A 19,242-nucleotide genomic window follows, 5' to 3' on the forward strand; every position below is an offset into this window, starting at 1 on the left:
TGGAAATGCATAACAGGGGTTCACCAATTTTACCCAAAACAAAGCCCAAAAACCAAATCCTGAGTTTTGTTCAAATCAAACCCTCGGTTCCAGCCAGACCAACCCAAAGGCAACCATAATCAAAACCAACCAAACCCAATCCCCGATTTTTCTGGCTTCCATCACCGTAGCAACGGCGGGAGTTGAGGATTTCGATGCTTTCAAAAAGGCCGACATGGCTTTGATCGGTTCCAGACCTGCCCATTCTGCCAGCCCGTAACTGTATGTGTCCAAGGAGTCATTCAATGAAATCCATCCACTTTCCGCAGGCTGCCAAAGACCGGATGCGCTCAAGGGATTGATCAGGGATGCTTGGAGGAATACGGTATCCTGACCGAGCACAGCAAATTCATCTGGCCCATTTTTTTGATTTAGGGAAATCCTATTCAGCGTATGTGAGAAAGCAGGTTGGGGGATGTTCCAATTCGTTTCTTCGTCCACCGCCATCGTACCCAAAATCTGATCCCAAACCTTGTTGTAGCCAATGCTGTCTCCCTGCAACAGAAGCGGAAATGTGCCTTCCAGCAAGCTGATGCCTATTTTGGAATTTCCGGTAGGTTGAAAAGCAAATGCACCTTCCAACAAGTCATTTTGACCCATTTTGGAGACAAAGCGATCGGGAAAAGCAGACAAACCATTTTGAATTTCCCTTTGCTCGCCAGTACCTATTGACTCTAATTCAAAATCTGTCTTCAAAAGTTTATTGATCATCGGGATTTCCCTGGAAGGAGCCGAAAGATTCATAATCAACAGAGAGGCTCCCTGTTCCAAAGCGACTTTAATTTTCCTGTTGTTCAGCTGGGAAACTTCGGTAATCACCAGCTGCGTGCTGTCTTTCGAAACAGTAGCGGTGACGACGTCCAAGCTTTGGGAAACCTGCGTGGTGGAACTGACCTTCTCCCCTTTCTCGGCCAAATACTGTGTCAAAAACCGGATTTCCGGATTGGGAAAGCCAAATTGGAAGACAATATTTTTGGGAGTCGCCTCTTGGACAAAAAAGTGAATCGCCCCCAATCGTTCTCCACCAAGCAGCAATTCCACCTCATTTTTGCCGGGGATCTTGCCCGTGAATTCCCACTGGAAAGTAGTTTGGGAAGGTCCCAATTCTTGTGTATCTATCGTTTCGCCATTCAATTGAAGTTCGATCTTCGCAGCGTCACTTTGAAAAAAACTCCCGGAAACCTGTTGGATTTCACCCTGTCGAATCATTCCTTTCCACTCAAGGAAAGACAATTGACCCTTGGGAATGTCTGGGATCCAATGGATGGTTTTTCCTTTCAGGGATTGGAGAAAAGGCATTCCATAATCCTGACCCAAAAGATAGACAGGATTTCCCTCCTGATTGTAGTCTTGCTTCGCAAGGATCTTATCGACCTTCAAACTGTCCTTCAGCAAATCGCGCTTTTCCTTTGGGATTTTATCGGAATAAATAAGAACAGGTGCCGAGGATTGTGAAGTTTGCCAGTTGGGTTGTAACAAGAAGGCAATCAAAACTAGGGTCAACCAACTGCTGAGCAGTGATTTTATGGCTTTCCGCTTTCCAGAAGCATGGGATTTCCAGAACCAAAACAGCTGCAAACCCCAAAGGACCACAAGGACAGAAACGAACAACATTGTCCAGGAAAAAGGAAAATAAGGCGTAAAATCAATCATTTAAGGTTTTTCCAAAAGGCTTTCTGTAAATCTTTATGCGCAATGGAGGAGGCATCCAATTGCTTGCTGTTGGCGATCAAGGGGTAAAGTTTGTTGTGCAGCGCATTTCTGCCTTTTGCATCGAGTTCGCCTGCACTAAGTTGCTGCAAAAGCAGCAAAACCGACCAATCTTCCATTCCTGAATATTGCATTCTTTCCGTCCACAGCCTTCCAAAGGACTGGATGGTTTCTTTGTCCCTTGGGGAAGCCGCTTCCTGATGCAGCATACTCAAAATGGAGCCCGATAGCGCGGAAAGCTCATTTTGAACAACAGTCAACTCCCGTTGGATATCTTTGTCCAATCCTTTCATTTCGCCTTTAAGCCGCTTTTCTTCCTCTTTGATGGGAGGCGGATCGAAGCCGGTTCGCTTCACATAGACCCGGGATTTTTGCTGGACAGTTTTCAAATAATCCAAGGCCTTGTACTGAAAGGGAAGTGCTTTTTCGGGTTCAAACAATCTCAAATGCAACTCGGATTGCCACATTTGTTCCAAGGCCATTTTCAGCAGACTACGGGTGGATGCCTCATACAGCGTATTCATTTCCTCGGAATCATGGTTGTGCAAATACTCTTCGAGCAATGCGGCCAAGTCGCCACCTTCTTCATCGCCGTGGTGATGATGGTGTTCCTCCTCGATATTGAGATCCCGTAGGATTTGATTGTCCACCTGCGGTCTTTCTCCTGTAGGATTGATGCCAAAAAACCGCTTGGTCTTTTCTTCTGACACCTCAGTGTCCTCCCCTTCATGGTCATGGTTGTGCATAAAACTCTGCAGTATATTCTCGGCATTGTCCTGACGCATTCCTCCACCGCCTGCAGTGCTTTCGAATTCCTCCCCCAAATACTGCCCATAGCGCATCCGAAGCAGTTTTTGCTCAAATCCGATTTCATTGGACGTGCTGTTGAATTCCTTTTCGGCAATCGTTTTTTTCGCCTTCAGCAATTTCTCCGTATCGATGATGATCTGCCGCTGGCTGCGGAAATATTCGGGCAGCACGTGGATCGCCATGCCCGGCAATTGGGATTCTTCCAGTCCTGAGGTATCGACGTAATGGATAAAATAGGTGTCTGATCGTGAAAAATTCGGCTCCGGTTTTTGATTGTCCAAGGCCGCCCAATAATAATAGAGCTCATCACCGGGTTTCAGTCCCAATAGATTCAGGTCCAGCTTCTGGGTTAATTCTGCACTCGCAAAATCACTTTTCCCTATCGGAATTTTGGTTTCCCTGAATTTTACATTCTCCCCGGATCCGCTGGCGAGTGTTGCCACGAGATAGACCTCTGTCACCTTGAAATCATCGGAAACCTTAGCGGCAATGTTAAATTGTTTGGCATCGTTTTGAAAATGGTAGCGGTACAATTCCTTCTCCCCAGGGAAAATCAAGGGGGGTTTGTCCGTCACGGCCTCAAGGGAATGGTAGGCACTCTCGAATGCCAAGACCTCATTTTGGTAGGCCCTGATGGCATAAATTCCAGAGCCGGTCAATTTGTCCTTCAAGAAATACCTCCCACTTTTCTCCGCAAATTCCAGTTCTGCTCCCTCCACATTGACAAGGGCAACCTTCAAGGCATCGTCTCCCTCAAAAGTCACTTTCCATTCCACCACAGCCCCTTTCAAGGCCTTGATGTTCAAATCCGTTTGCCTTCGGGTAGCTTGGCCCGTATAGGACGGTGGTGAAATGACCACCTCAAACGCGTTCATCTGCAAAGGTTTTGATTCAGAATCAAGCAGAATCGTGTTCTCTTCAAATCCCATTTCCACAGGATTTTGGGACAATGAACGCCAATCCAAAGTCCCCAGTTGATTCGCGATCAAACCCGTCAGGAGAAAAAGCACAAAAGGCCAAAGCTTTCGCTGAAAAACCCAGGGATTCTGCCTTTGGCCGAAGCTTTCATTGATCCGGTCCCATTGCAGCATTTCCACCATATTTTTCTGCTTCACATCGGCGAGCTCAAGGCTGAATTCCAGCATGGGGAATTCCTGATGCAGGATCTCAATGGCTTCTTTTTTCTTGTCCTTAAAAACACCAAAAAATACGATGCCCCCAATAAGGCCTGTTCCGCCCAATGCGACAAGCAACCAAACCGGAAGTCCGAAGACTGAAAGCAACAGTCCCATTCCCAAACCGATACATAGGGCTTTCAAGAAGCCATTGGTATGGAGTTGGAGCCCAAGCGATGCGATATGTTTTTCCAATCTGCTCATATCCCTTTTGTCTGTGAAAGGTATCTTTCGGTCATTAAAATCAATAAAAACAAAACCATCAACACCGCAGCAACATTTGCTTTTTTGTTTTGGCTTGGGCTTTCCTGAACCAGAAACCTGGCGGCGATTTGGGATGCACTCAGCGGAACATCCATTTTCTCAAATCCGATCTTTTCCAACAAGCCTTCCCAAATGGCTTCCGGCAAGCTGCCTTTTGCCAAGTCATTTGGGTTTCCGGTCCCAAATCCAACCGGTAAAACAATTACACTTGGATCGATAGAAAATGAATTGGGATCCAAGGAAAGATAAATTTTATCCGGAGTAATCTCTTTCGGCAGGCCTTTTTCAAAAACCAAAGTAGCATCGGCCAATGTGTTTTCCAAAGGAAATTCGATTCCATAAATTTCTGTGATGGCCAGCAAAGCGGCGACAATAAATTGCTCTTCTGTATCGGTATAATCCGAAAAATAGGTTGGGAAACTCTTTGGCCCCAAGCTGGATTTTTTGCTGTTTTGAGGGAATTCTGACTGAGAAATCAATAACCCTTTATCATTGATTGTCAATATTTTGTTTGCCTCTATTTGAATATATTGTTTAGATAAATTCCTTCCCTCAAAACCCTCCAGAAAAAGGATGGGTTTTACCGGACTGATGAAGAATCCATCTTTCAGAAAACTTGTCGATTTGTTCAGATAAACCCTCAATTCATTTCCCTCCACCACCAATGCATCAAGCGCTTTCTGCAAATCGGAATTGTCTTGGTCCAGAAAATCAGCAGACGGTTCAAGTGAAAGCAGAGGCGTCAGTTCAGGATCGAACCAATGGATCTCCTCCCCTTTATCCAACGCCTGCTGAAGCTCAAACCTAAATGCAGCTGTCAGTTCCTGATGGGGTTGTACCAAGTGGACAACTTTTGATGTTTCTTCTTTTTCGAATGCGGGAACAAAAAGATGGGCAAACAACAAAACGAGCAGCAGAAACAAAAACAGCCTCAAGAGCAAGACGAGCCATTGGTCTATCCTGAGTCCCTTTACAGGTTGGTTCTCCTTTTCGGAAAGCCAATGTGTGGCCGCCCACAAAATGGGTTTCCCCTGTCTTCCATTCCAAAGATGGATCAGGATAGGAATGCCCAGGCCGAGCAATCCCCAAAGAAAAACAGGTTGGAGCAATTCCATCAGTGCAATTGGTTTTTCAGTAAATACTTGCTGATTACTTCCGCGATACTTTCGTGGAAAGTCGTTCTCAAAAGATGAACTTGTGGCACATGAAAAGCTTGATCAAGTTCCTGCAAATATTTTTCGATGGCTGCATTGTACGTTTTCTGGACGGATTTCCCATCCATTTTGATGATATGATCCGTTTCCAGATCTTTGAACATGTAATTCCCCTTCAGGTCAAAATGCATTTCCTGTTCTCCCAACACCTGAAAGAGGACAATCTCCTTTTTGGGATGCCGCATGGAGGCAACGATATCCACCCATTCATTCTCCTTCTGCAAAAAATCAGAAACCATGATGATCAATTCTCTTTGGTTACTTTTCAAAACGGGAAAGTCCTGTTTCTGTATCGGCCAACTTCCAGAGGCCTTATCGGCATCCAGATGATAGAGGATTTTCTGAAAGCTCTTGGGTGAAGGCGCTACTTTTTGGAGAACAGCACCGTTTTGCAAGGTGAAGAATGTCATGGGATCTCCTTGCTGATGGGCCAAATAGGCAAGTGAAGCCAGCAGATTTTTGGCAAAATCCAATCTCCGTATCCCCTTCTCCTCATAGTTCATCGAACCGGAAAGATCAAGGATAAAGCGAATGTGAAGGTTGCTTTCCACGGGGGATTCCTTGACCATATATTTGTCCGATCTGGCAAACAATTTCCAGTCGATCCTTTTGGTATCGTCACCGGGTTCGTAATGTCGATATTGTTCGAACTCACTTCCCGCACCAATTCTTTTACCCAAATGAACACCGTTTTTCAACTGCCTGCTGATGATTTTGGCAGCCAATTTAAGGTTGTTCAATTTGATGATTTCCAAAGGATTGGCCTGCATCAGTTCATGTTATTTTAGAAGTTGGGAAATGATCGTGTCTGGCTGAATATTTTCAGCCTCTGCCCTGAAATGCAGAGAAAGGCGATGTCTCAAAACCGGGAATGCCAAGGTCTTGATATCCTCCGGAATGACCGCAAACCTGCCATGGATCAATGCCCTTGCCTTCGAGCAAAGGATCAAAGCCTGACCAGCGCGTGTTCCCGCTCCCCATTCCACATAGTCCTTTACGGCCTGAACCGTCGTCGTGGCGGGCCTTGAGGATCGGATCAGTTTGTTGATATACACGAGCAATTCCGAATCAATATGTACCTGACGGGTCAAATCCTGAAGCTGTTTGATCTCCTGTCCTGACAACACTTTCTTATGGTCGGGTCGATACGTCCCCGTGGTTTTTTCCAAGACTTCCAATTCCTCTTTTTCGGAAGGATAACCCAATTGGATGTACAGCATGAATCTGTCCAACTGTGCCTCGGGAAGTGGGTAGGTTCCTGCCTGTTCGATTGGGTTTTGGGTGGCGATGATCAGGAATGGATCAGGCAAGGCATGGTTTTGCCCCGCGTAGGTAACCCGTTTTTCCTGCATCGCTTCCAGAAGTGCCGCCTGGGTTTTGGGCGGAGTCCTGTTGATTTCATCCGCCAGGACCATGTTGGCGAAGATCGGCCCTTGGTTGAACTGGAAGAATTTCTTTCCGGTCTCGTGATCTTCTTCCAGGATTTCGGTCCCCAAGATATCCCCCGGCATCAAATCTGGCGTGAACTGAATCCTTTTGAACTGCAATTCCATGACTTCTGAAATGGTTTTCACCATCAATGTCTTGGCCAATCCAGGTACGCCTTCAAGTAAGCAATGCCCTCCGGCCAAAAGTGCAATGAGAATTTCTTCCACCACCCCTTCCTGTCCGACGATCACCTTTGCTATCTCCTTTTTCAAAAAGGGTAATTTACCGACCAGTTCCTTGAACTTGGTCAAATCGTTATTTTCCAATTGCTATCAAGTTAATGCATATACAATAATGTTGACTCCGAACTTGGTGTTGTCCTCTTTGAGAAAACGTTTGTTCCTGAAGTCATAATCCCATTCACAGCCATAGTCCTTGTTGCTGTAAAGCACCGCTATCCTTCCTTTCACCACGATGGCTTTGAGATAATCATGGACAAGGTCATCGCCCCAGCCATTCAACTCAAACGAAGTGGTCGGAGGACCCTCTTCAAACTTAAAAAAGCAATTGTAAATGGGATGGTCATTTGGGATTTTCTGAAGTGCTTCACTTCCGAAGGTTTTGGCCATTTCCGCTTCAAAGGATTTGGCAAACAATCCATCGATGTCATGGTTGCAGTCGTCGGCAAAGACAAAACCGCCATTTTGGACATAGGTTTTGAAATTTCTTCTTTCCTGTTCGGAAAACTCCACCAGCTTATGTCCACTGAGGTAGCAAAATGGACTTTTAAAGATTTCATTGCTGCTCAGGTCTACGATTTTTTCCTTTTCATCAATGGGAATGGTCGTGTATTCCACCAGGGAATTGAGCAGGTTCACAGGCATTCGCTGGTCGGTGTCCCAGTTGCCTGAATTGTATTTGATTCTGGTGAAAATGAATTTCTGCATGGAGAAATTAAATTAACCCCGACCAGATTTGCGGTCGGGGTTATTGTTCCTAAGCTTATACGGCGTCGGACAAACTGGTAAACGTAAAATCCCTGATTTTCATTGCAGGAATCATGCTTCCGCTGACACGCTCCGCTTTGCCCAATGCCTCGATGTTGTTGAGCATGATGATTGGGCTTTCGTTGAACCTGAAGTTTTTGACCGGGAATTTGATTTGTCCGTTTTCGATATAAAAAGTACCGTCCCTGGTCAATCCCGTGTAGAGCAAGGTTTGTGGATCCACAGCCCTGATGTACCAAAATCTCGTCACCAAAACACCTCTTTCCGTGCTCTTGATCATGTCGGCAAGCGATTGATCGCCACCTTCGATGATGATGCCTGATGGGGAAGCGATAGGCTCCACGCCTTTCAATTCCGCCCAATAGCGGGAATAGTACATGTTTTTGACCACACCGTTTTCAACCCACTTCGTTTTTTCCCTTGGTAGCCCTTCATTGGTCCAAGGCGAGGATGGGATGTCTGGATGGGTCGGATCTGAGTAGATGTTGACGCGCTCGTCAAAGAGTTTTTCGCCCAAACGGGTTCCCCCGCCTTTTTTGCTCAGAAAACTCCTTCCTTCGTCCGCACTCCTGGCATCCATGCTCCTACTGATCAACCGCAGCAGATCACTGGCAGCTGTTGGTTCAAGGATCACCGTGTATTTACCCGGTTCAATGGCTTGCGCACTGGTGGAAGCCATGGCTTTTTGCATGGCGATGTTGGTTACGTTTTTGGTATCCAAAAGCGCGGCATCGTTGAAATCCCGGATGGCATAGCCAGAACCGGTTCCATCGGCAGTTCTTACGGTCACGGAAAAGTCCACTGAAGTCCTTTTGTTGTACCCAAACATCCCCTTGCTGTTACCCATGGCGCTGAAACCCGAGTAATCCTCAAGGTAACCTGCTGCAGTGAGGTCTTTCTCTTTGCTTGGTTGGATGCTGTCTATAGCCGCTTTTGCCCTGTATTCTGGATTGATTTTATCCGTTGCTTCTGCAAATGTTCTGGATTCCGCATATTTCTGGGGACCCAACATGGGCATGTACTCGGGATTTTCCGGAGCCAGCTGGGCAATTTCCTCAGACCTGGAGACGGCTCTTTTCAGAGATTCATCGTCCAGTTCGTTGATGGTGGCGGAACCTGATTTCTTCCCATAAACAGAAGTGATGTTCAAGTTGATTTCATTGGATTCGCCGCTGGTGTTTACCGTATTTCGGGCATAACGGATGTTTCCGGTTTTTCCGCCGGAGATATTGACTTCTGTTTCGTCTGCCTTGGCATACGAAAGTACTTTATCTATGATTTGCTTCGCTTGTTCTTGCGTTAAAATAGCCATGATTTTACATTTAATGGTTAAATCCTTCTTCCCGTATTGATCACATTGACACCGTTGAATCTGGTGGTGGAACTTCCATGGGAAACCGCCGAAACCTGTGAAGGTTGGCCTTTTCCGTCGAAGAAGGTTCCAAAGAGTCTGTAATCATCCTGGTCACAAATCTGTGCGCAAGAGTTCCAAAATTCCTGGGTATTGGACTGGTAGGCGACATCTTCCAACATGCCTACGATTTCACCATTTTTGATTTCATAAAACAACTGGCCTCCAAACTGGAAATTGTACCGCTGTTGATCGATGGAATACGAACCTCTTCCCACGATATAAATCCCCTTTTCCACACCTTTGATCATGTCCTGAACGCTCAACTTGTCTTTTCCAGGCTTGAGCGATACGTTTGGCATGCGTTGGAATTGTACGGAATTCCAATTGTCTGCATAGCAGCAACCGTGCGATTCGCTTTCGTCAATGATCTTGGCCTGATCCCTGATCGCTTGGTAATTCACCAAGACGCCATTTTTGATCAAATCCCATTCCTTGCATTTTACGCCTTCGTCATCGTAACCTGTCAGACCCAAAGAGAAGGGCTGCACTTTGTCCGCGACAATATTGACCAAATCGGATCCGTATTTGAAATCCTTGGTTTTCCATTTGTCCAATGTGGCAAAGCTGGTTCCCGCGTAGTTGGCTTCGTAGCCAAGTACCCGATCGAGTTCCAACGGATGTCCCACCGATTCGTGGATGGTCAGGCCCAAATGGTCTGGATCCAAGACGAGATCATATTTTCCGGGAGCAACAGATTTGGCAGTCAGTTTTTCGTTGGCATGCTTGGATGCGGCGATGGCATCTTCCACCATGTCATAGGAATTCCTGTAACTGATCAATCCTGCTGGCCCTGCCATTTTTTCGGAAGCCAATCCGTCCAGGTACTCGTAGCCCATTCCCATGGGAGCACTTAAGGATTGGCGGGTTCTGAATTTTCCCTCGGCTTTGTCAATGGCTGTCACCGTGAAGGTTGGCCAGATCCTGTGGATATCCTGATCGATGTAGGAACCGTCGGTAGAAGCGAAATATTTTTGTTCATTGACCATAAACAAATTGGAAGTGACGAAAGCCGCTCCGTTGTCCATGGCTGAATTGTTGACTTTAAGCAACAAATCTATTTTGTCCTTTACAGGAATTTCGAATGCATTTTTGGTGATGGGCGTGGCCCAGGAAACTTCCCCAAATCCCTTCACAGGTGCGAGGATTACCGGCTCAATCTGAAGTTTTGCATTGGCCTTGGCAATCGCAACGGCAGTTTCAGCACAGGCTTTGATCCCGTCAGGCGTAACATCGGATGTGGCCGAAAAGCCCCAAGTTCCGTCTGCAATGACGCGAATACCCACGCCAAAGGACTCAGCATTGCTGATATTCTGCACATTTTTTTCCCTTGTAAACAAGAACTGCTGCAAATACCTGCCGATCCGAACGTCTGTATAGGTTGCCCCTTTCGACTTCGCGGCATTCAAGGCGATATCCGCCAATACTTTTTTGGCGGCATTGGCCAACCCTGGTTGAAGCAGTTGCTCTGCCGAAACCGTGTTTCCCATCATCATCAAACCCGGAGTCATCATGGCTCCAAAGCCCAAACTGGATAGCTGGATAAAATCTCTTCTTTTCAATTGACCTCCTTTTTAAAGTAACCTTGTTCAAATAAATTGCTGTAATTTTTACTAGTTGACGCTTAAAATTATATTATCCATCCGTCTAAAGCAAAGAAGATGTCTTCCATCTGTTTTTAATTTTACTGGTTGAAAGAATCTACTTTTATATGGTAAAGTGGGCTTTTGAATGGAATAAGGATACTCATGGCTTACCGGCATCAACAAGGCCTGCCGACGAAAGCCCAAACTCAAGTCCCTGGATGTATCCTTCGCTGTACTGTATCTTGAAAGATGAGGGAATCAATAGCTGAAAATTAAGATTTCTTGTCTTTGCCAAAATGATAATCATAGTCTTCCTTCTTCGGGTTGCTCTTTTCTAAGGTTGCAAAAATTGTTCAGCTAAACCTAAAGAAGAATTTTCCAGCCTCAAGAATGGGAAGGCATTGATCCTCTCCGATTTTTGTTTTTCCCTTAATTCTCAACACGGATTGAAATAATGATTAATTGGATTTTAATCCATTCGGCTTTATTCAAAGAAGGTAACATCGGATTTTATCAATGCAATATTGTTTCCGGAAAATATTGAATGGCTTTTTGAAATGGATGTAATTCCCATCAAAAAGAATTAAATTTAAGCAGCACAATTTTGAATAGGGAAATCCCTGTCTCGCTATTTTCAACTTATCTAAACCGACAAAACCATGCTAACAGCCAACATCTATCTCAACTTTCTGGGCAACTGTGAAGAGGCATTCAATTTTTACCAATCCGTGTTGGGCGGGGAATTAGAAGACCTCACCCGATTCAGCGAAATGCCTCCACAAGAAGGAATGCCTCCATTATCAGAAGAAATGGCCAATCAAATCATGCATGTTTCATTGCCCATCAGCAAAGAAACTTTCTTGATGGGAAGTGATACCGGTGGGGAATGGGCCCCAAAATTCATTCAAGGAAATAATTTTTCGATATCACTCAAGACGAATGACAAATCCGAAGCGGACCGTCTGTTCCACGGCCTATCCGTTGAGGGGCAAATAACCATGCCCATGGGCGACACTTTCTGGGATGCTTACTTTGGCATGTTCACTGACAAATTTGGCATCAACTGGATGATCAGTGCCGAATAATGCTTTCAATGTTTCGAAATTATTGAACCCGAAACAAGCATTCCGCTTCCCAATTGACTGATGTTTAAGTAAATTCTGACCCGAGTAAAAATGTTAATGCATAGCACAGGTCAAATAAAATTGCTTTGAGTTTTAGATAAAAAAATTGAAGCTGTACTCCAAAAATTGTCATCAAAAGGGAATGGTTCCAGACCAAAAATCTCGGAACCCTTCCTTATTTTGAGTGTGTTTTTGAAGAAGTTTTTTTACAAGGGAATAACTTACTCCTTTGCCCCCATCGTTCGGTCAAAATACCGCAACCGATAAGCGTTCATGGCATTCTCACCCAGCATTTTGGTCATTTTGTAATTGGCGATCGCTCCCACTCCAGCACCGATGATGGGAATTAACTGTGCCAACTTGGCCAGATCCATATAATCGCGGTATTCCAGCTGGAAAGTCCTCCAGTCAAAATCGTCCATGTTTTCGGGGAGGGTTTTGCTGAATGCTTCCCATTTTTCCAAAATACCGACGGCCTCAATTCTGGTGTCTTGGCTGGAAAAGGTGACTTTGAAGATATAGAGGATAAAAAACCTTTCCTTAAGATCCTTGACATTGTAGCCATAAGCAGATGCCATTTCGAAGAGCATCTTCATCTTGATGGCCAAGAAAGCTGGCAAATCCGCAAAACCCATCAAGATGCCACCGGCTCCGGTGATGGCGCCTTCGGCAGAAGCCGTCTTCGTATAGATGGATATCATTTTCTTCACTTTGATTTCCGCGGCCCAAAGTTCCATTTCGGCTTGTGGTGTCGAGGTGATGAACTTATTGCCAACCAATACGCCTTTCACCATTTTTTCGATGGCATAGGTAATGGCCTGATGTACTTTTTCGGGAATGAGGTTATTGATCTTGTTTTGGATTCCCTTGGCTGCCCGATTCAGAAGTGAGGCCTTCTTTTTGTTTTTATACAGCCATTCGTTCAACTCCCTCAAGGCGATCTCCTCGTACCAAAGTTGTTTTTTTTCGATCTTCGTGACCATGATAGCTGTCGGGAAAGGTTGAAATGGATATAATTGACGTTTAAAACCCGGAAAATTCCTCCTTTGGGTTTTGACAGATGCCTGTTTGAAATTTCATTTGGGAAGATTTGACATCAAGAACAAATTCGTTTTTCATGTTTCATCTCGGACAAAACCTGGAATCCACAGAGTGTCGAACGGGAATCCTTGTCGTGGGTTTTGGTTCTGATTTTTTGAATACCTTATTCCAGGTCAAAAAATCATGCCCTCCATTATTCCAATCGCCTTCTGTTGGCTTTCTTTTCCCCATGCGCTTTTTTCTCATTCAGCCGTTTTTGGACTGCCCCCTTACCCGGCTTGGTTTTCAAGCGGATTTTTTTGGGTTTGAATGCTTTCGAAAGCAACTCATAGAATTTTTGGATGGCAAGCTCCTTGTTTTGGAGTTGGGATCTTGTTTCCTGGGCATCGATGATCAAGACACCTTCCATGGTCACTTTGGATGCGTATTTTGTCAGCAGGACTTGCCTTTCCCTATCCACCAAAAATTCGGAGTTATGGATGTCAAAACGAAGGCTGACCTTTGTATTCACTTTATTGACGTTTTGCCCACCCGGGCCACTGCTGCGGGTGGCCTTGAATTCCAATTCGGGATCAAATACCCGCTCTGCTATTTTTTTTAAGATGTGCATGCCTCAATATACTCAAAACGGGGCTTTTTGTTGGGAAAAATTTGGAACTTATGCCCTACCGATTGGACAATAGTGCAGGTTTTTTGGGAAATCCAGGGATTGGCCCCTTGTAAAAATATTGTGAGGTGTGTAAATAACTCCCGGCATTTTTGAATATTCCTTTGTGGATCAGGATGTATCCTATATTTTTAAATCGAATATCCCATTCATTCGCAATGATTGAATTGTATTCACGCGTAGTTTCATTTATCTTTCCCCAATTGGACAATCCAAAGAAGTGCCCAATTCCATGTATCAAAAACATGAACTGGCCTAATTATTGACCAAATTTTGAGTCTTGACATCAATTCCGCTCACAAATTGATTTTTCAATCCATTCCATTCACCACTCGATATGTATAAAATTCTAGCCCTTACCTTTCTCCTATTTGGTTTTTCGGAAGCCCTCCATGCCCAACAATCTAGAGATCACGTTTCATTAGGCGTCGGTCCATCAATGGTTTATGGTGAAAACACAGGTGACTTTAGCTCCTTCAAATTCAAGATGCTTCCAGCAATGGCATTTTCCTACAACAAACAACTCTCACACAGATTTGACCTGAAAAGCACTATTGGTGCGCAATGGATGAACAGTGGAGGGTACGAAAACATCTCTGACCAAACTGTGATCGAGTGGGGAAACAACGGGCAGGCCTTTGATTTTAAGGGCATCGGATTTTTTGCAGATGTCATGCCCGTCTATAATTTTAACCCAGAAGTGCGCAACAGAGTGCCAGATGTGGTTAGTTTTTATGCAGGCTTGGGAGTTGGTGTCATGCATGTGGTGCGCGAGCAGAAAGTGACTAATTTTACACCAATGAGCGGAAATGTCATCGAGATTTCCGATAAATCAACTACGGCTGCCTATATCCCCTTTAGGTTTGGCGTTAGCTCCAACTTGGATTTTGATTGGGATTATGCCCTGGAATTCACGGCAATTACCATGACCAACTCGGAAATTGATGGCAACAACATGAAAAACAAATTGGTGAATCCCGATATTTTGATGCAGGTCCAAATCATTGTCAAGAGATATATCGGCTGGTAAATAGAATAAATTAGGGTTGTTCCAATCCGTAAATATTTACAAATCCTGACTATTTCCCCTCCCATTTTTTAATCTCCCAAAAGAGAATTATCCTGGTTTTGAGTTTTTATTCTTTTGATAATTCACAGGGATAGCGGGTTTATTCATTTTTTTCAGGATCAAATTTGGCGATCAAACAACCATAGATTGTTTTGTCCGGAACAACAGGATATACTTTTTTTTGCATGAATGGAGATTCTTTAAACTCAATCTTAAAATGCCCTATTTTTAAATGTAAAAAACACGCTTCCATCATAAATCTGCACAAACCCTCATCAGGAAAGAATATATTGCATTTAGGTTTTTACACCGAACATATTAAAACAACCAAGATCATCGTACTGCATTGCTATTGGTTTTATCTCATTTACCCAGAACATTAAGCCTCATCCTTTCATGAATTTCATTCCCTCCATTAGAAAGAAAGTAATCCTAGGAATCTTTGCGCTTTCACTGTGCACTTCTTTCACTTCATTAGGTCAGCAAATCCCCCGCAAAGGAAAGATCCAGGGAAAGGTAATGGATGCGGTTTCCTCCACTCCTCTTTCTTTCGCAACCGTGGGAATTTATTCTGATCAGGATGTTTTGGCAGAAGGGAATATCACCGATGACGAAGGGGTTTTTCTCCTGGAAATCCCATTTGGTAGCTATTATGCGCTTATCGAGTTTATGGGCTATGATGCTTTGAAAACCGCAACTTTTGAAGTCTCCAAAGACAACCTATCCATTGACCTTAAGGAAATCAGGCTCAAGCCAACCATTGGTGATCTAGACGAAGTTGTAGTCCAAGGAGAAAAAACCCTGATGGAGCTTTCCCTGGACAAACGGATTTTCAACGTGGGTAGAGACCTTGCAAATGCCGGTGGAACGGCTTCCGACATCTTGATGAACTTGCCCTCGGTTTCGGTGGATCCCGAAGGAAACGTGCGGCTCAGAGGCTCCGGAAATGTCCGGATTTTGATCGATGGAAAACCCTCCGGTTTGGTCAGTTTCAAGGGGAGCAGCGGCCTGCAACAATTACCTGCCAGCATGGTGGAGCGGGTGGAAGTCGTCACCAATCCATCCGCAAGGTATGAGGCCGAGGGCATGGCCGGGGTAATCAACATCGTCCTGAAAAAAGAAAACAACCAGGGTTTCAACGGTTCCTTTGAGGTCATTGCCGGAAATCCTACCAATTTGGGTTTGGCTGCCAACCTGAACTACCGGCACAAAAAAATCAACTGGTTTATCAATTATGGAATCGCCCATCGCAGGGTGCCAAGGGTAGGTAACCTCTACCAGGAAGTCTTTGGGGGGGATACTATTTTCATTTCAGACCAAAACACCAGCGGAACTGTAAAAAGTATGAACAACAATATTCGAGGCGGTTTGGATTATTATTTCAATGAAAACAGTATTCTGACAGCTTCTTATCTTCTCCGAAGAAGCGATGCAAGAAGGATTACGGATATCCGCTATGACGACTATTACAACTCCAAAAGCGAATTGCAAAGCTATTCCCAAAGAAGACAGGTAGAGGATGAAAAAGAACCCAATTCCGAATACATCCTGAGTTACAAAAGGTCCTTTGCCCAAAAAGGACATGAGCTCATCGCTTCTTTCACGCATTTGGACTACTGGGAAAATTCGGACCAGGTATTCACCCAATTCACCTTCAAACCCGATGGAACGCCAATACCTTCTCAATCGGAAGTCCAAACCTCGCTGAACGATGAGTTCGAAAAACAATATCTGCTACAGGTAGACTATACCAAGCCGATCGGAAGCGAGGGAAAATTCGAGACAGGTTTGAGGACAAGCTTCAGGAATATGGAGAATGATTTTGTCGTCAAAGAACAAAATGAGGCAGGTGAATTCATTGCCCTTCCGGGTTTGGATAATATTTTCCTATACCAGGAAAATATCCATGCTGCTTATGGGATTTTGGGAAACAAAACGAAAAAACTGAGTTATCAGGGAGGTGTCAGAGCCGAATGGACAGACGTAAAAACCACCTTGGTCAAAACCGATGTGGTCAACCCCAGGAATTACCTCAACCTCTTCCCAAGTGCCCATTTGACCTATAACCTATCGACAGAAAACGCTTTTCAATTGAGCTACAGCCGCAGGGTGAGAAGACCGTTTTACAATGATTTGAGCCCCTACGTCACCTTTTCGGATTCCAGAAATTTCTTCAGCGGCAATCCGGACTTGGAACCTGAATTTACCAATGCCTATGAATTGGGCCACATCAAATATTTCGAAAAGGGATCGCTGTTTTCGACGGTGTATTACAGAAGTACACTTGATAAAATCGACCGCATCAGGACCGTGGACGAAAGAGGCAATTCGGTGACGGTCACAGAAAATCTCTTGTCGGAAAAATCCTTCGGGGTGGAATTTTCGAGCGACTACTCCCCTTTTGACTGGTGGAAATTGGATGTGAATTTCAATCTCTTCTATGCGGACATCGACGGCAGCAATATATTGGATTCCTACCAAGCGACCACATATTCTTGGTTTGCCAGACAGAGCTCCCGTTTCAATCTCTCGAATGGGCTCGATCTTCAGCTTAGGTCCAATTATGAAGCCAAGCAGAAAACCGCCCAAGGCACCCGAAAATCCATTTATTTCTTTGATATTTCTGCCAGCAAAGATGTCTTCAAGGGTCGTGGAACCATGATCTTGAACGTGATGGATGTCTTCAACACCCGGAGAAACCGCTACACAATTGAAGGGGAAGATTTCATCACCATCGGAGATTTCCAAAATGTCCGAAGACAAATCAACCTCACGCTGAACTACCGCATCAAGCAAACCAAGACAGCCAAGAAATCCGATATTTTGGGGAATTGACAAATGGATTTTAGGCAAAGGATCGGCAAATATTGGAACTAATCCAACTTTAAATTCCTGATATGCATTACCCTTCCAGCCTGAAGTTTCTAAATAATCAGAGAGTTCTTTTACTGTTTTTGACTTGAGAATGGTACTCCGATTTGTGCTTTAAACACTCTGATTTTCTGGCAGTTTCAAACCCACTTGAAAGCCCATAGCATAGAAAGGGGTAAATGGTGAACAAGGCAATCAAGAATATTTTTTGATCGATGAGAGTCTGTGGTTCCCGGTTTCAATCGCGCTGTTTCAGTAAAATTGAATTTTAAAATCGTAATTCGCGGATCAAATTAAGGCTATCCCTTGCATATCAATTGATTAAAAACTATTTTCACCTATCTCCAAATCTCGAAAATTTCGATGTTTTGGATTGCTCCACCATTCAGGTTTAAGTTTTGGAATCCCCATGAAGCAACACGCTGGTAAAATACTCGGAAATAAAGGCAGATCAGGCCCCAATCAAAGGTCAATCAAAAATGGTAATCAAGCATCTCCATTGTATTTTTTGGATAAACGTCTTGAAACAAGTCTTCAGGAGAATTTGACGAAAGCTGCCAATAGTAGTCCTCATGCCAGCCAAAGCACTCAATTACAAGCAATGGCAAACAATTATGCCCTTAAACAGCAAGGATTTATCCAGAAAAAAGAAAAACACCGAAGTTCGGCAAGCCCTACCAAAACGGAATCAATCAACCAAGTCCAGTCCTTAAGCCCAAGTCAAGGGACAATACAGCGGGTAACCAATGAAGAAGTAGAGAGCGTAATTGGCCCAGCGGACAATGGCTCCAAGACTAAAATCGTCGATGACCTGGCGAAGAAATCTGGTGGAAAAGAAATCAACTTTGGAAATTCTCCATCCGGAGCACCTTGGGAAGACCGGGAAAAAGAAGTGAAGAAGGCTGCAACCGACTTAAGTTATTCCAATGAAGCGGCCGACCGCCTTGTCAGAAAAGACCCCTACAGATTGGATGAATTTGAACAGCATTCAAGAGTTCATAAAAAAGACTTTTCTGTCACGACATTTGAGGAGTTCGCGACTGACATATTCATCCCTCAAGTACACCAACTCTATTTCCACAACATCTTCAAAAATGGAAATTGGGAGATGCATGACAATTTCAGAAATCCATATATGGCAAAATTCTTTGCCAATGAAGCCATCCAAAAGCAGAAAGAGATTTTGGGAAATGCAACAGTGGCAGAAAATATCGGATTGAAAACCTTGAAGCGAATGAATGTGGTATCGGATTCCGGAAAAAAATGGAAAAGGGATCATTCCATTAAAAACGGTGTTTTAGATCAGCCTGATTTCGAATCATTTATGAGAACAGAAAATGGAAAAAACAGCTTACGAGTCGCACAAGACATGGGAATGGAATGTACTGGTGGAGAGGTTTGCAACGCAATTGACGGGAATGATGGTGGCTTTGAAATTAAATTGACTTGCGAAGCCATCAAAAATAACCTGTAGAATAAGACCACCAATCGGCTCTTTACTTCCTTTGACAACAGGCTCCCTGAAAAAATTCTGGAGTTGTTCTGTTATTGAAATGAAACCGAGGTTTGGGCAAAACTCATTTTTTCACACCTATTCCCGTTCAAAAATCAATTTTAGCTGCTAAACCCCTTCATTTTCCCTTTTGATGCGATGCTCTTCGATATGGTGTTTCAAGAGTTGTTTGGGATCAGTCCTAATATCTGGGGAGCCTAAAATTTTTATCCATAGATATTGGATAGCCTGAAGAGGAAGAATTCGATATTGGACACACCTCTGAACTGAGCCCTGAAGGCTTTTATTTTTGCATTGAATGATTCAGCTGATG

At 44.2% G+C, this 19,242-nt stretch carries 14 protein-coding genes and 1 pseudogene; 4 read left to right on the forward strand and 11 right to left on the reverse strand.

What is annotated here, in order from left to right; all coding sequences use genetic code 11:
* Window positions 1-75: 75 nt before the first annotated feature.
* Genes Q7J63_RS10700 through Q7J63_RS10735 form a run of 8 tightly spaced genes read right to left on the reverse strand, consistent with a single transcriptional unit; the run spans window position 76 to window position 10,620 of the window.
* Window positions 76-1,692, reverse strand: coding sequence for a hypothetical protein (locus Q7J63_RS10700; RefSeq protein WP_304886015.1), 1,617 nt, complete (start codon window positions 1,690-1,692; stop codon window positions 76-78).
* Window positions 1,689-3,938 (reverse strand): hypothetical protein, encoded by a 2,250-nt coding sequence (locus Q7J63_RS10705; RefSeq protein ID WP_304886017.1) that lies wholly within the window; start codon window positions 3,936-3,938, stop codon window positions 1,689-1,691. Before Q7J63_RS10705 ends, Q7J63_RS10700 begins: the two co-directional genes overlap by 4 nt.
* Window positions 3,935-5,113 (reverse strand): BatA domain-containing protein, encoded by a 1,179-nt coding sequence (locus tag Q7J63_RS10710; RefSeq protein ID WP_304886019.1) that lies wholly within the window; start codon window positions 5,111-5,113, stop codon window positions 3,935-3,937. Before Q7J63_RS10710 ends, Q7J63_RS10705 begins: the two co-directional genes overlap by 4 nt.
* Window positions 5,113-5,982 carry a DUF58 domain-containing protein gene (locus Q7J63_RS10715; RefSeq protein WP_304886021.1) on the reverse strand — a complete coding sequence of 290 codons (870 nt, stop codon included), beginning with the start codon at window positions 5,980-5,982 and terminating at the stop codon, window positions 5,113-5,115. The genes Q7J63_RS10710 and Q7J63_RS10715 overlap by 1 nt, the downstream gene beginning before the upstream one ends.
* A 9-nt stretch (window positions 5,983-5,991) precedes the next feature.
* On the reverse strand, window positions 5,992-6,966 hold the full coding sequence (locus Q7J63_RS10720; RefSeq protein WP_304886023.1) for a MoxR family ATPase: 975 nt from the start codon (window positions 6,964-6,966) through the stop codon (window positions 5,992-5,994).
* A 6-nt stretch (window positions 6,967-6,972) separates the two neighbouring features.
* A complete protein-coding gene (locus Q7J63_RS10725; protein WP_019598141.1) occupies window positions 6,973-7,587 on the reverse strand; it encodes a DUF4159 domain-containing protein in 615 nt (204 codons plus the stop codon).
* 55 nt (window positions 7,588-7,642) lie between these two features.
* Window positions 7,643-8,959 (reverse strand): TldD/PmbA family protein, encoded by a 1,317-nt coding sequence (locus tag Q7J63_RS10730; RefSeq protein WP_304886027.1) that lies wholly within the window; start codon window positions 8,957-8,959, stop codon window positions 7,643-7,645.
* A gap of 17 nt (window positions 8,960-8,976) precedes the next feature.
* On the reverse strand, window positions 8,977-10,620 hold the full coding sequence (locus tag Q7J63_RS10735) for a TldD/PmbA family protein (RefSeq protein WP_304886029.1): 1,644 nt from the start codon (window positions 10,618-10,620) through the stop codon (window positions 8,977-8,979).
* Window positions 10,621-11,303: 683 nt separating this feature from the next.
* Between Q7J63_RS10735 and Q7J63_RS10740 the strand changes: the two genes are divergently transcribed.
* On the forward strand, window positions 11,304-11,729 hold the full coding sequence (locus Q7J63_RS10740; protein WP_304886032.1) for a VOC family protein: 426 nt from the start codon (window positions 11,304-11,306) through the stop codon (window positions 11,727-11,729).
* A 260-nt stretch (window positions 11,730-11,989) separates the two neighbouring features.
* Here Q7J63_RS10740 and Q7J63_RS10745 read toward each other — a convergent pair whose 3' ends face one another.
* A complete protein-coding gene (locus tag Q7J63_RS10745; protein WP_019598135.1) occupies window positions 11,990-12,751 on the reverse strand; it encodes an EcsC family protein in 762 nt (253 codons plus the stop codon).
* Between the two features lie 251 nt (window positions 12,752-13,002).
* Window positions 13,003-13,419, reverse strand: coding sequence for an alternative ribosome rescue aminoacyl-tRNA hydrolase ArfB (gene arfB / locus Q7J63_RS10750; RefSeq protein WP_304886036.1), 417 nt, complete (start codon window positions 13,417-13,419; stop codon window positions 13,003-13,005).
* A 394-nt stretch (window positions 13,420-13,813) separates the two neighbouring features.
* Between arfB and Q7J63_RS10755 the strand changes: the two genes are divergently transcribed.
* From Q7J63_RS10755 to Q7J63_RS10765, 3 genes are all read left to right on the forward strand, one after another.
* Window positions 13,814-14,506: a hypothetical protein gene (locus tag Q7J63_RS10755; protein ID WP_019598131.1), complete on the forward strand. Its 693-nt coding sequence runs from the start codon at window positions 13,814-13,816 to the stop codon at window positions 14,504-14,506.
* Window positions 14,507-14,941: 435 nt separating this feature from the next.
* Window positions 14,942-17,380 (forward strand): TonB-dependent receptor family protein, encoded by a 2,439-nt coding sequence (locus tag Q7J63_RS10760; protein ID WP_304886038.1) that lies wholly within the window; start codon window positions 14,942-14,944, stop codon window positions 17,378-17,380.
* 637 nt (window positions 17,381-18,017) lie between these two features.
* Window positions 18,018-18,890, forward strand: a complete 873-nt coding sequence (locus Q7J63_RS10765) for a hypothetical protein (protein ID WP_304886040.1) — start codon at window positions 18,018-18,020, stop codon at window positions 18,888-18,890.
* A 245-nt stretch (window positions 18,891-19,135) separates the two neighbouring features.
* Here Q7J63_RS10765 and Q7J63_RS10770 read toward each other — a convergent pair.
* A pseudogene (locus tag Q7J63_RS10770) lies at window positions 19,136-19,242 on the reverse strand (DDE transposase); the annotation flags it as partial.

The sequence above is a fragment of the Rhodonellum sp. genome, assembly GCF_030656585.1.
Lineage (GTDB): Bacteria > Bacteroidota > Bacteroidia > Cytophagales > Cyclobacteriaceae > Rhodonellum > Rhodonellum psychrophilum.

Coding starts and splice junctions, on each gene's coding strand:
- Q7J63_RS10725 (WP_019598141.1), bottom strand. CDS start 7,587: ATGCAGAAATTCATTTTCACCAGAATCAAATACAATTCAGGCAACTGG.
- Q7J63_RS10715 (WP_304886021.1), bottom strand. CDS start 5,982: ATGCAGGCCAATCCTTTGGAAATCATCAAATTGAACAACCTTAAATTG.
- Q7J63_RS10730 (WP_304886027.1), bottom strand. CDS start 8,959: ATGGCTATTTTAACGCAAGAACAAGCGAAGCAAATCATAGATAAAGTA.
- arfB (WP_304886036.1), bottom strand. CDS start 13,419: ATGCACATCTTAAAAAAAATAGCAGAGCGGGTATTTGATCCCGAATTG.
- Q7J63_RS10710 (WP_304886019.1), bottom strand. CDS start 5,113: ATGGAATTGCTCCAACCTGTTTTTCTTTGGGGATTGCTCGGCCTGGGC.
- Q7J63_RS10755 (WP_019598131.1), top strand. CDS start 13,814: ATGTATAAAATTCTAGCCCTTACCTTTCTCCTATTTGGTTTTTCGGAA.
- Q7J63_RS10765 (WP_304886040.1), top strand. CDS start 18,018: ATGGCAAACAATTATGCCCTTAAACAGCAAGGATTTATCCAGAAAAAA.
- Q7J63_RS10705 (WP_304886017.1), bottom strand. CDS start 3,938: ATGAGCAGATTGGAAAAACATATCGCATCGCTTGGGCTCCAACTCCAT.
- Q7J63_RS10700 (WP_304886015.1), bottom strand. CDS start 1,692: ATGATTGATTTTACGCCTTATTTTCCTTTTTCCTGGACAATGTTGTTC.
- Q7J63_RS10745 (WP_019598135.1), bottom strand. CDS start 12,751: ATGGTCACGAAGATCGAAAAAAAACAACTTTGGTACGAGGAGATCGCC.
- Q7J63_RS10740 (WP_304886032.1), top strand. CDS start 11,304: ATGCTAACAGCCAACATCTATCTCAACTTTCTGGGCAACTGTGAAGAG.
- Q7J63_RS10760 (WP_304886038.1), top strand. CDS start 14,942: ATGAATTTCATTCCCTCCATTAGAAAGAAAGTAATCCTAGGAATCTTT.